The following is a 12,549-nucleotide window of genomic DNA, read 5'->3' as shown; positions in this document are numbered from 1 at the left end:
ACCACCGCCCGCGGGGCGGCCATGTTAGCGGCTCACCGGCCTTCCCGGCCATCGCCGGATGCCTGACACGCAACCGTGCTGAACATGTCCCGCGTGGCGCTCCAGCCTGGCTGACAGCTGCCTGCGGCCCTGCAACACCCCAAAAACCATATGAGTGAAGCGCTCCCGCGGCCTGCCGTGGTGTCGTAGCGCTGGAAACCCAAGCCCCCCTCCCCGCGCTTGCGCGAATGGGGGGCGAGCCGTATCCAGAGGCGAAACCCCATGGCGTTCCGCGCGGTAGCCGCTTGCGAGGAACGCAACAATGAAGCGAATGCTGATCAACGCCACGCAGGCTGAAGAGCTGCGTGTTGCCATCGTGGATGGCCAGTCGTTGTATGACATCGACATCGAGCAGCCGTCGAAGGAACAGAAGAAGTCCAACATCTACAAGGGCCGGATCTTCCGCATCGAGCCCTCGCTGGAAGCCGCCTTCGTCGAATATGGCGGTGGCCGCCATGGCTTCCTGCCGCTGAAGGAAATCTCCCGCGACTACTTCCAGGCCGGTGTCGACCACAACAAGGCCGGCATCCGCGAGCTGCTCAAGGAAGGCCAGGAAGTGGTGGTCCAGGTCGACAAGGAAGAGCGTGGCAACAAGGGCGCCGCCCTGACCACGTTCATCTCCCTGGCCGGCCGCTACATGGTGCTGATGCCGAACTCGCCAAGTGCCGGCGGCGTCTCCCGCCGCATCGAGGGCGAAGACCGGGCTGCCCTGAAGGACGCACTGGACAAGCTGAACATTCCCGACGACATGGGCGTGATCATCCGTACCGCCGGCGTCGGCCGCGATGCGGAAGAGCTGCAGTGGGATCTGGACTACCTGCTCAGCGTCTGGCGGGCGATCGCCGAGGCGGCGCTGAGCAAGCCGGCCCCGTTCCTGATCTACCAGGAATCGCGCCTGATCGTGCGCGCCCTGCGTGACTACCTGCGCGCCGACATCGGCGAGATCCTGGTGGACACCGAGGAGATGTACGAGCACGCCAGGGAGTTCATGCAGCAGGTGATGCCGCAGACCCTGCGCAAGCTCAAGCATTACAAGGACGACATCCCGCTGTTCAACCGCTTCCAGATCGAATCGCAGATCGAAGGCGCCTACGAGCGCAACGTGCGCCTGCCGTCGGGCGGCTCGATCGTGGTCGACCAGACCGAAGCACTGACCGCCGTCGACGTGAACTCCTCGCGCGCGACCAAGGGCAGCGACATCGAGGACACCGCCTTCCAGACCAATCTGGAAGCGGCCGAGGAAGTGGCCCGCCAGCTGCGCCTGCGCGATCTGGGCGGCCTGGTGGTGATCGACTTCATCGACATGTCCTCCAACAAGCATCAGCGCGAGGTCGAGAACCGCCTGGCCAACGCGCTGAAGTACGACCGCGCACGCGTTCAGGTCGGCCGCATCTCGCGCTTCGGCCTGCTGGAAATGAGCCGCCAGCGCCTGCGCCCGAGCCTGGGCGAATCGAGCCAGATCGTCTGCCCGCGCTGTGATGGCCACGGCCGCATGCGCAGCGTCGAGTCGCTGTCGCTGTCGATCATCCGCGTGGCCGAAGAGCACGCGATGAAGGAGAACACCGGGCAGGTGCTGGTGCAGGCGCCGGTGGAGATCGCCAATTACCTGCTGAACGAGAAGCGCAGCGCGCTGCGCGAAATCGAACAGCGCCATGAAGCGCCGATCGTGATCGTCGCCGACGAGCAGCTGCACACCCCGCACTACACGGTCACCCGCCTGCGTGAGAACGAACTGGGCGAGGAAAGCAGCCGTCCGAGCTACCAGCGTGGCACTCCGCGCAAGCTGCCTGTGCACGCCCTCACCAAGGGCCAGCTGAACATCCCGCCGCCGGTGGTGACCCAGGTCAAGCACACCTCCCCCGCCCCGGTGCGTGAGGAAGTGGAGCCGGCTGCCGCGGCACCCGCGCCGGTGGTGGCTGCGCCCGCCGCCCCGTCGACCGGCGGTGGCGTGATCGGTTGGATCAAGCGCGTGTTCGGTGGTGAGCCGGCACCCGCCCCGGCGCCGCCGGCCGCCCGCCAGCCGCAGCAGGACGGTGGCCGCAGGGAGCGCAACAAGGATCGCAACAAGGACCGCAAGGACCGTCGCGACGACAATCGCGGCAACGGCAATGCGCAGCAGCAGAAGGAGGGCGGCAACCGCAAGGATCGCGGCGAACAGCGCAAGGACGGTCGTCAGGGCGGCAATGGCAACCCGAACGGCAACGGCCAGCCGCAGGGCAAGCAGAAGGACGGCCAGCAGCCGCAGCAGCAGAACAAGCCGCGCAACGAGCAGCAGGGCCAGAACCCGCAGCAGCAGCCGAAGCTCAAGCAGCCGAAGCAGCCACGTCCGCAGCAGGACGGCGACAAGCCGGCCGAGAAGCCGCAGCGTGGTGCCGCAGAAGCCCAGACCGACACGGCGACGGCGTCCGCTGCGGTGGCGGCCAGTGCCATCACCGCTGCTGCGGTGACCGCGCGGGAGGCTACGGCGCCGGTCGCGGCGGTGGTCGCACAGCCGCCGGTCGAAACCGCGGCGCCGGCCGAAGTCGCGCCTGTCACCGCCGTTGAAGGTGACGCCGCTGCCGTGACGGGCGAAGAGGCACCTGCCGACACCACGGGCGAGCAGGCCGGCGAAGGCGCGACCCGCCGTCGTCGTGGTCGTCGTGGTGGCCGCCGCCGCCGCCGTGGTGGTGCCGAGAATGCGGCCGGCACCGATCCGCTGGGCGAAGACCAGGATGACGGTGACGAAGGCGATGACGCCGACAGCACCGACAGCGCCGAGCCGCGTGTCGACCACGCTGCCGGGTCAGCACCGGTTGCAGCCACCCAGCCCGCCCGCTCGCAGCCGGAGTTCGACTTCGATGACGACGCCGAGCCGTCCATCGTCGAAGGCGAGAAGCCGGCCCGCGTTGCGGCCGCTGTCGCCGCCGCACCGGCCGCCGTGGTCAGCAGCGCCGTGGTTGAAGCCGCCGCGCCGGTGACCGCCGCGCCTCCGGCACCGGTCGAGACCGCTGCCAAGGCAGAACCGGCGCCCTCGCCGGTGCAGACCAGCATGCTCGACGCCATCGACGCCGCGACACCCGCACAGCCCGTGGCGGCGGCAACCCCGTCGGCGGACGCCGCACCGGTGATCGAAGCAACGCCGGTCGTGGCCGAAGCGGCCCCTGTGGTGGACGTGAAGCCGGTCGTGGTCGAGCCTGCACCCGTCGTGGAATCGAAGCCGGCGGCTGTTGAGGCAGCGCCCGTGCCTGAGACCGCACCGGTGGCTGTTGAGGCGGCCCCGGTGGTTCAAGTGAAGCCGGTCGTCGAACCTGTCGTGGTTGCCGAAGCCCCGGTCGCACCGGTGGCCGTGGAAGCCCCGTCGGTGGAGGCCCCTGCACCGGTCGCCGATGCCGTCGTGACGCCGACCCTCGACCCGGTCGCGGATGGCCATGCCGATGCTGCCGCCCAGGCGGCCGAAGCCAAGGCTGACGAAGAGGACGACGAGGCCGCCAAGCGCACGCCGCCGGCCAACTGACCGCTCGTTGATCGGGTGACAGCAGAACGGCGGGGATCGATGATCCCCGCCGTTTCTGTTTGTGCATCGGGCTGTATCGTGCCGACCGGGGATAGGCCGCTGGGTCGTTGTTCAGGGTTTCGGCGCGAACTGCAATCGCGTCCAGACGCCGTAATGATCCGAAGCCCAGCGCCCGCTGTCATCCGGCTGGTCGAACAGAAGCCTGGCCTCCCGTGCAACCAGCTGATCCTGCTGGAAGAAGATGTGATCGATCCGCGAGGGCGCCGGGTAGTAATGCCGGTTGAGGGTGCTGACAGCCGCCAGGTCGGTGTTCACATGCACGCTGCCGTAGCTGTCGCCATAGTGGCTGCGCAGCTCGCTCAGGTCACCCGCATCGACCAGTGCGTTGAAGTCGCCGGCGATCACCACCGGCGCGCCATCCGACGTTGCGGCGATGAAGCGCAGCAGATCCTCCACCTGCGTCCGCCGGATGCGCTTGCCGCTTTCATCGCTGCGCTCATTGAGATGGGTTGCATAGAGGTTGACTGGCCGGCCCTCCACCTCGATGCGCAGGTGCGCCACGGTGCGGTAGTCGTCCAGCGGCAGCAGCAGGTGCTCGCCCTGGGCGAGGATCGGCTGTCGCGTCAACAGTGCGTTGCCGTAGCGCTTGGGCGCGCCGACCGGATCGGTGGACACGAACACGTATCGGTAGCCCAGCTGGCTGGCGAGCCATTGCGCCTGGTTGCGCACGTTGCGCCGCTGGATCACTTCCTGCAGCGCGATCGCATCAGGTTGCAGGCGCTTGAGTTCTGCCAGGATGGTACGACGCCGGCTGGGCCAGTCCTCGCGGTCGTGGTGCAGGTTGAAGGTGACCATGCCCATGCCAGGCGCGCGGGCGGCTGCGTCCACATCGTCCGCCCGTGGCACGTCCGCCACCGCCGCGGCAGGCAGCGCCAGCGCGATCGCCATGCCCAGTGCGCACGCTGCCGCGCGCGCACGCCATGCCTTCCTACCCATGCTTACTGTCCCTTGCGCTCGGAGCGACGCACTGCCGCCGGCACTTCGATCTCGACGCGGGCCGGCAGTTCGTGCACATGCAGTTCGCGGTCGATCCATTCACCCGACGCACCATTGATGGTGGCGTCACCCGGTTCGCCCGCATAGGGCCACGGAAGCACGACGCCTCCAGCCGGTGGCACCAGGCCGGGCTGCACCTCCAGCACCAGCAGCTTGTCACTGCGCCGCAACCGGTAGTTCAACTGCCCCTGCGGCGTACGCAGGCCCTGCACCGCGATGCCCTCACCCTGCAGCCAGGCCGTTGGAACGCCGCCGGCCAGCACCAGTGACTCATCCATGTCGCGGCTGTAGGCGAACATGTCCAGCGCCGAGCGCACGAAATCCGACGCGACCCATGCATGCGGCAGGTCGCCGACGAAGAACGGCTTGCGCGGTGTCCGCGAGACCACTTCCGCCCATTGGTTCCATGCCTGCGGGGCACGGTCCTTGAAGAAGAACTCGGTCGCCTGCCAGGCGCGGTCGCGCCAGCCCAGGCGCACGAAGGCGGCGACGTTGCGCCACTCATACGGCGTGTAGTCCTTCCATTCGCGCTTGCCATCGCGACGCGCGACGAATTCCTTCCAGTAACGCTCGAAGGTTGCTTCCAGGGCCTGCTGCGGCAGCCGGCCCTGCTCGCCCCCGGGCGCCAGTGCGATGGTCGTCGATGTCGCGTCGAAATCGCCCAGCTCGGCCGAGCCCGGCAGGTAATCGATGTTGTGCTGCTGCATGGCCGACAGCAGCGATGCCTGCAGGTCGTCGCGGAACTGATCGCGTGACTCGGCGATGTGCATCGCCTCCACCTTGCCCAGCTGGGTCGCCAGCAGCGCAGCGTCCTTGTAGCCACGCAGCGCCCAGAAGTTGTCCCAGTACGAATGCATCGGCTTGGCCGAGTATCCTTCGTGGCTGATCGAGGCCGGCATCATCCCGTAGAAGGCCGGGTTGCGTGCACGGTTCTCCTCGGTGCGCTCGCTGGCACGCAGCTGCTCCATGTACTGATAGGCCCCCTGCACATGCGGCCACATCAGTTCCATGAACGTGCTGTCGCCGGTGTAGCGGCCATACTCGGCGATGTTGTAGATCAACTCACCATGGCTGTCGTTCTCCGGCACCGGGTCGCTGCCACGTGCGTCGACGCAGCACGGCACCTTGCCATTCTCGAACTGGAACGGCGCATACCAGTTGAGGTAGTCACGCACCGCGTCGCTGCGGCCCATGCGCAGCAACCCTTCGGAGATCATCGCGCCGTCGCGGATCCAGCTGCGCGCATACGAGCGCGTGCCCGGCTGCAGGCTTGGCCCGACGCGCGAGATCAGCATGTGCGCTACCGCGGTGCGCAGCGTGTCGACCATCGGCTGGCCCGCCTTCGGAACCTGCAGCGACACCACGCCGAGCTTGGCACGCCACATGTCGGCAACCTGCTGCTGCGCCTTTGCCACGTCCACGGCCTGCGGCGCCCAGCTACCGGTCTGCGGCAGTACCACCGCCACTTCGCGGCTTTGCCCGGGTTCCAGGGTGATCGTGTACAGCAGCGCGCCCGACGCCATGCCGGTGCTGTCCTTCACCGTGGTCGTCGCCGGCAGCTTGCCCGAGGCGAGGTGCATGGCATCGAGCTTGCCATCGAAAGAGGTGGCAAAACGCGCATCAGGTACCTGCAGCGGGTAGATGCGTGGCTCGCCATTGATGCGGACCAGCTGCTCGCCGACGTCGAGGCTGTCGATGCGGCTGAAGCCGCCGGTGGTGTTGAGGAACTGGGTTGGCGGATTGACCTGCCAGGGGCGGATGGCCAACGCCAGCGTGTACTCGTGGGCCACCTTGTCCGGATTGCTCAGGCGGTAGCGACCGATCAGCTGCGCACGCTCGGGCGTGCCCTGCACGAATCCGGTGACCGCCAGCCCCACCTTCTCATGCACCCAGTCGACATTGGCGATGGGCAGGTAGCGATCCTGCAGCGACTGGGTGATGGCCACATCGCTCCAGGCGATCAGCTTGCCATCCAGGCGGACGAACGGCTCGATGCTGAAGCTGCCCTTGGCAGGCTCCAGCGCACCGTCTTCGCTGATCAGCGCCTGTTGCTGGCCGCCATCCAGACCCAGCAGGGTCCAGTACGGCTGTTCGCCCACGAACGCGCGCGGTACCGCACCGCGTGGGAGGTCAGCGGCAACCGACGACAGGAATGCATTGGGCGTGGCTGCGAAGTCCAGCGGTTTGAGCGTGATGTCACGAATGCCATAGCGCCAGTTCGGACCTCCCTGCAGGTCGAAGCGCACATAGCGCGCATCGGTTTCCGGCAGCGCCAGCCAGTCACGGCCACCGCCGCCGGCGGTCACCTCGCGTACCGTGCGCCAGTCGCGTCCGTCCACGGACGTGCGCACGGTGTAGTGGGTCGCCTGCAGGTCCGGCAGCCAGTCGATCACCGCGCCGCCGATCTCGCGGCTCTTGTGCAGGTCCAGGCTGATGGTCTGCTGCTTCACCCCACCGCTGATCCAGAAGGTATCGCTCTTGCCGTCCACCATCCGGTCCTGCAGCGCCGTGGCGGTGTCGGCAATCACCTCCGGCCGCAGCGGCGATTCGTCCCGTGCGGGCAGGCCCTGCAGGGTCAGTCTGTCGAAGCACACCGTGCCGCGTCCGCCGACCTTGCTGTAGATCGTGAACTCGACCGCGGCGCTGCGCGCCATTTCCTTCTCCGGCGACGGCCCCCACGCCTTGTCGATCTGCCGACGCCGGTACTCGACCGGCGTCCACGACCTGGGAAAACTGTAACCGGGGCGGTTGACCCACCACACGTTGTCACCGCTGGCGTCGATCAGCTTGAACTGCAGATCATTGGCCGGTGAATCACCGCGCAGCTGGAAGCCGAAGCGGTAGTTGACCGGATACTCAACCGCCAGCGCGCGACGGATGCCGACGTAGCCCGACACGTTGTGGAAGTCGTAATCCAGGCACAGCGCGCGGCCGCCACCCGCGCCGCTGACCGGGCGCAGCGAGCCGCTGACCTGGTCGGACAGCACCAGCTTCCAGGCACTGACATCGTCGAAGTCGTCCAGCACCTTCGGCGCCGGCAGCGCCGGAGGGGCGGCGATCGCCAGGGAGGTCCACAACAGGCCCAGTCCAACGGCGATCGCACCCTTCATCCCTTCACGCTCCCCAGCAACAATCCTTGGATGTAGTACCGCTGCAGCACCAGGAACAGTGCCAGCACCGGAACCACGGTAACCACCGCGCCGGCCATCATCATTTCCACGTCCATGATGTGTTCGCGCGAGAGGGTGGCCAGGGCCACCGGCAAAGTGTAGTGCTCCTGATCGGTCAACACGATCAGCGGCCACATGAAATCGTTCCATGCGCCCATGAAGGTGAAGATCGCCAGGGTCACCAGCACCGGCTTGAGCATCGGCAGCACGATCTGGAAGAAGATGCGCAGCTCCCCTGCCCCGTCGATGCGCGCGGCCTCCAGCAGTTCGTCCGGGATCGACCGCGCGTACTGCCGCACCAGGAAGATGCCGAACACGCTCGCCAGCGCCGGCACGATCACGCCACCGAAGCTGTTGACCAGCCCCAGCTGCTTCATCAGCAGGAACAGCGGCAGCATCGCCACCTGGGCGGGAATGACCAGCGCCGCCATCAACACCTGGAACAGGCGCTCACGGCCAACGAAATTCAGCTTGGCGAACGCATAGCCGGCCATCGTATTGAGCAGCAGCGAACCCAGCGTGATCGCCAGCGACACCAGCAGGCTGTTGGCGAAATTGCCGCCCATGCCGGTACGCGCGAACAGCTCGTGGTAGTTGTGGGTGGTCACCTGCGAGGGCAACAGCGGAGGCGGGAAATGGCTGGCCTCGCCCTGCGGCATGAACGAGACCGAGACCATCCACAGCAGCGGCGCCAGGCTGACCAGGGCCAGCACCAGCAACGCGCCGTTGATCCACCACGGATGCCAGCGCGACTGGCCGATTTCACGACTCATACCAACTGCCTCCTGCGGCCAAAGCGCAGCATCACGGTGGTCACCGCCAGGATGATCAGGAACAGCAGGAATGCCACCGCGGAGGCGCGTCCCAGGTTCCACCACTTGAAGCCTTCCTCGAACATGAAATACAGCACGCTGACCGTGCTCTGCAGCGGGTCGCCACGCGTCATCACGTAAGGCTCGGCGAACAGCTGGAAGTAGCCGGAGACGGTGATCACTCCGACCACGAGCAGCACCGGGCCGAGCATGGGCAGGGTGATGTGCAGGAACTGCTTCCAGCGCGAGGCACCGTCGATCCGCGCCGCTTCGTACAGATCATGCGGGATCGCCTGCAGGCCGGCCAGGAAGATCACCATGTTGTAGCCGAAGTTCTTCCACACCGCGAACAGCATGATGGTGGGCATCGCCCAGTTCGGATCGCCCAGCCAGTCGATCGGGCTGATGCCCAGATGGCCCAGGCCGTAGTTGACCAGGCCGTAGCTGGTATGGAACAGGTAGCGCCAGATCACCGCCACCGCCACCAGCGTGGTCACCACCGGCGCGAACAGCGCGGTGCGGAACAGCGCCTTGAAACGCGCGGCAGGCGCGTTCAGCAGCATCGCCGCGCCCAGTGACACACCGATCGACAGCGGCACACCGATCAGCACGAAGTAGCTGGTGTTCCACAGCGACTTCCAGAACATCGGCGTCTGCAGCAGGTCGATGTAGTTGCCGAGGCCGACGAAACGCAGGTTGCTGCTGTCGGCCAATGCGTACAGGTCGAAGTCGGTGACGCTGAGCGCCAGCGCCGAGGCGACCGGCAGGCCGAAGAACACCCCCAGCACGATCAGCGATGGGCCTGCGAAGATCCATCCGGCCAGCGAAGTTCGTTTCATTGCGCGCTCCCGTCGGCCAGGGTGCTGCTTGAGCGCGTCGGCGAAGGCGCGCGCTCCTGCAGGCGTTGTTGTTCATGCATCCAGCGACGCTTGGCCAGCACCTTGTCCACGCGCTGGTCCAGCTCGGCCACGGCGTCGTCCTGGGGCATCCCGCCGCGCACCACCTTTTCGGTGACGATGCGCATTTCCTGCACGATGCGCTCCCACTCAAGCACCTTGGGCGTCGGCCTGACCCGCTCCAGCTGGTCGCGGAACGCCGCCGCCAGCGGATCACCGGCCAGGGACGGTGCATCCCAGGCACTGCGACGCGGCGGCAGATCACCGATGATCGAATGGAAACGGGCCTGGATTTCCGGGCGCGACAGGAACTCGATCAGCTTCCAGGAGGCTTGCTTCTGCTGCGATTTGCGGAAGATCACCAGGCTGGTACCGCCGGCGATGCCCGCACCGGGGCCATCCGGGCCCGGCAACGCCGCGGTGCCCCACTGCCCTTCCAGCGCCTTCGGCTGCAGCTTCTTGAACTCGCGGATGTTCCAGGGGCCGGAGATGTAGAACACGTTGAAGCCGCGGAAGAATTCATCCCAGACATTGGAGATCTGCGTCTCGGACATCTTCGGCGCCCAGCCCTGCTCGAACATGTTGGCGTAGAAAGCCAGCGTGCGGCGGAAGCCCGGGCTTGAGAAGTTGCCACGGGTATCGTCGTCGCGCAGCAGCGGATCGGGTTGCTGCAGCGCCAGCGACAGCTGCTGCTCGAACTCGTTGATCGGCATCAGCACGGCATAGCGGTTCGGCCCCTGCATCCGCTTGATCGCCGCCATCTGTTCGTTCCACTCCTGCCAGGTCCGCGGCGGGTGGTCGTAACCGGCCTTGGCCAGCAGGTCCTTGCGGTAATAGATCAGGCGGGTATCGACGTACCACGGCACGCCCACCAGCTCGCCATGGATCACGTTGGTGTCCCAGATGCCCTGGAAGTAATCCTTCGGGTCGACCACCGCCGAGCGCTGCACGAACGGTTGCAGCGGCGTCAGCGCATCGAGCTCGGCGAATTCGGGAACCCAGGTGTTGCCCAGCTGGCAGACATCGGGCAGGCCATCGGCGGCGAACGCGGTGAGCAGCTTCTCGTGCGCCGCGGTCCATGGGATGTTCTGCACATCCACCTTGATGCCGGGATTCTCGGCCTCGAATTCGTGGATCAGCTCGCTGACCACTTCCGCTTCGCGCCCCATCGCCCAGAAGCGCACGGTGGTGGTGCCCGGTTCGGTACGGGCGCAGCCCGCCACGACCAGCGCGGCCAGGGCCGGCAGCGCCCAGCGGCGCATGCGATGGAGCCAGTTCTGCACAGCGTTACTTTCCCTGGCCTGTGGTGCGGTTGGCATTGTTCTTCTGTTCCTGTGCGGCGGCCGCGCGTGACTCGGCGATGCCGACCGCGCGCGCCGATGCAGCCTTCTCGTCCTTCTGCAGTTCCAGCGGCTGGAACGAGCCCTCGGGGGCCAGCCAGCCGCCGCTGAATCCGGCGCGCTCCAGCCCCTTGCGGATGTAGGGGTTCTTCTTCATGACTTCCCACACGAAGTCGTTGCGGTAGTTGGCGATCATGGTCAGGATCGGGCCCTGGTCGATGGCGATGTAGTCGCTGGCGACCCAGCCACGGTCCGGCACCAGGCGCCCGGTCTTGATCGGAATGTCGTAGCTGAAGCTGGGATTGAACGAATCCAGGAAGCCGTAGCTGGAATAGATGTAATCGCCGAAGCGCTTGTGCATCTCCAGCGTGGCCGGAATGACCTGCTCCGGGGCGAACACGATCGAGGCCACGGCCGCGGTCGGCGCGATGGTGCCGTCGTCGAAGTTCTCGCGCAGGCCGGCGCCGCGCGAGGAGTAGTGGCGGAACTGGCGCTGCTCGCCGCGATATTCCTGGGTGGTGTTCTGCGGACCATCGCTGGCGGTCAGTCCCCACACGTTCTCACCGTACTCCTTCCACTGCATCGGGTTGGCGATGGCGTACTCGCGCTGGGCCAACGCGGCCGAGCGGCTGTTGAGGAAGTAGGTGCTGCCGCGCTCGCGCATGTAGGCATCCTGGATATCGCGGAAATCGATCCAGACATGGCTGTACTGGTGGCCGAACAGTGGCCCGAAGGACAGGTATTCCTGGCCCTGGTAGACGCCCCAGTCGTTGTCGTAGGTCCGGGTCCACACCGTCCATGCGTCGGGGCTGACCGGATGGGTGGGCGAGCCGAGGGCAAGGATGTACACCATCATCGCCTCGTTGTAGCCCATCCAGTCGTGGTCGATGAAGCCGCTTTCGGGGAACCAGCCCATCGAGATCAGCGGTGCGCGCTGCTGCAGCCACGGCCAGTCGATCTTCCTGTACAGGGTATCGGCAATCTGCCGGATTTCCTTCTCGCGCGGATCATCGCCGTCGTAATAGGACTGCGCGAACAGCACGCCCATCATCAGCAGCGCGGTATCCACCGACGACAGTTCGACCCAGCTGTCGTAGCGGCGGCCTTCCTGCATGTCCAGGAAGTGATAGTAGAAGCCCTTGTAGCCGGCCTTGCCGGTGCGCTGCGGGCCCATCGGCACGTCACGGAAGAACTTCAGCGTCGTCAGCGTGCGGTCAATCGCCTGGTTGCGGCTGACCCAGCCATTCTCGATGCCGATCGGATAGGCGGTGAGCGCGAAGCCGACCGAGGCGATGCTGGCGAACGGGCGTGACGGATAGCGGTCCGGTGTCAGGCCGTTCACTTCATTGGTGGTGTCCCAGAAGAACTGGAAGGTGCGGCGTTCAATGTCATCGAACAGCGGCGGCAGTTCCGGCTTCATCGGCCGCGGCGGTGCATCGGCCTCGATCAGGATCACCGGCGGCCGGGGTTTGGCGGGCTCCTGCTGGGCCGGCTTGCAGGCGGCGATGGCCAGGGTCATCGCTGCGGCGGACAACAGGTGGCGTGCCTGCATGGCGCGGTTCCTCCGGTGGACTGATCGATGGGAAAGCATAACGTCCAATGATCTGAAATCGTTTACAAACCACACATTTAAAAAAGCCACGGGAACGTGGCCTGACAGCGCGATCATCGCAGGAGTGGGGGGGGGGGGGGGGGCGCAGGGGCGCCCTGCACAGTCCGCGCTCGCCCACCGACGACAAGCGA

At 66.5% G+C, this 12,549-nt stretch carries 7 protein-coding genes; 1 reads left to right on the top strand and 6 read right to left on the bottom strand.

Annotation, left to right across the window (positions count from 1 at the left end):
• The first annotated feature begins 301 nt into the window (after window positions 1-301).
• Entirely contained in the window at window positions 302-3,532 is a 3,231-nt protein-coding gene (rne, locus tag ABE543_RS15370) for a ribonuclease E (RefSeq protein ID WP_277380879.1), read from the top strand.
• 111 nt (window positions 3,533-3,643) lie between these two features.
• Here rne and ABE543_RS15365 read toward each other — a convergent pair whose 3' ends face one another.
• From ABE543_RS15365 to ABE543_RS15340, 6 genes are read right to left on the bottom strand one after another with little or no spacing between them, the layout of a single operon-like run.
• Window positions 3,644-4,528: an endonuclease/exonuclease/phosphatase family protein gene (locus ABE543_RS15365; RefSeq protein WP_346475864.1), complete on the bottom strand. Its 885-nt coding sequence runs from the start codon at window positions 4,526-4,528 to the stop codon at window positions 3,644-3,646.
• 2 nt (window positions 4,529-4,530) lie between these two features.
• Window positions 4,531-7,698 carry a discoidin domain-containing protein gene (locus tag ABE543_RS15360; protein ID WP_346475863.1) on the bottom strand — a complete coding sequence of 1,056 codons (3,168 nt, stop codon included), beginning with the start codon at window positions 7,696-7,698 and terminating at the stop codon, window positions 4,531-4,533.
• Window positions 7,695-8,531 carry a carbohydrate ABC transporter permease gene (locus ABE543_RS15355; RefSeq protein WP_053516890.1) on the bottom strand — a complete coding sequence of 279 codons (837 nt, stop codon included), beginning with the start codon at window positions 8,529-8,531 and terminating at the stop codon, window positions 7,695-7,697. The genes ABE543_RS15360 and ABE543_RS15355 overlap by 4 nt, the downstream gene beginning before the upstream one ends.
• Window positions 8,528-9,409 (bottom strand): sugar ABC transporter permease, encoded by an 882-nt coding sequence (locus tag ABE543_RS15350; protein ID WP_065175483.1) that lies wholly within the window; start codon window positions 9,407-9,409, stop codon window positions 8,528-8,530. Before ABE543_RS15350 ends, ABE543_RS15355 begins: the two co-directional genes overlap by 4 nt.
• Window positions 9,406-10,749, bottom strand: coding sequence for a sugar ABC transporter substrate-binding protein (locus ABE543_RS15345; protein ID WP_081279749.1), 1,344 nt, complete (start codon window positions 10,747-10,749; stop codon window positions 9,406-9,408). The genes ABE543_RS15350 and ABE543_RS15345 overlap by 4 nt, the downstream gene beginning before the upstream one ends.
• A gap of 4 nt (window positions 10,750-10,753) precedes the next feature.
• The gene (locus ABE543_RS15340; RefSeq protein ID WP_053516886.1) at window positions 10,754-12,358 is read right to left on the bottom strand and encodes a glucoamylase family protein; all 1,605 of its coding nucleotides are present in this window, start codon (window positions 12,356-12,358) and stop codon (window positions 10,754-10,756) included.
• Window positions 12,359-12,549: the final 191 nt, after the last annotated feature.

The organism is Stenotrophomonas sp. TWI169, from assembly GCF_039674705.1.
GTDB classification, from domain to species: Bacteria; Pseudomonadota; Gammaproteobacteria; order Xanthomonadales; family Xanthomonadaceae; genus Stenotrophomonas; species Stenotrophomonas maltophilia_P.
The sequence above is the reverse complement of the archived record's forward strand: the minus strand, read 5'-3'. Positions and strand labels throughout refer to the sequence as shown.

Excerpts from the sequence above, each read along its gene's own strand:
- ABE543_RS15340 (WP_053516886.1), bottom strand. The coding sequence starts at position 12,358 with ATGCAGGCACGCCACCTGTTGTCCGCCGCAGCGATGACCCTGGCCATC.
- ABE543_RS15350 (WP_065175483.1), bottom strand. The coding sequence starts at position 9,409 with ATGAAACGAACTTCGCTGGCCGGATGGATCTTCGCAGGCCCATCGCTG.
- ABE543_RS15355 (WP_053516890.1), bottom strand. The coding sequence starts at position 8,531 with ATGAGTCGTGAAATCGGCCAGTCGCGCTGGCATCCGTGGTGGATCAAC.
- ABE543_RS15360 (WP_346475863.1), bottom strand. The coding sequence starts at position 7,698 with ATGAAGGGTGCGATCGCCGTTGGACTGGGCCTGTTGTGGACCTCCCTG.
- rne (WP_277380879.1), top strand. The coding sequence starts at position 302 with ATGAAGCGAATGCTGATCAACGCCACGCAGGCTGAAGAGCTGCGTGTT.
- ABE543_RS15365 (WP_346475864.1), bottom strand. The coding sequence starts at position 4,528 with ATGGGTAGGAAGGCATGGCGTGCGCGCGCGGCAGCGTGCGCACTGGGC.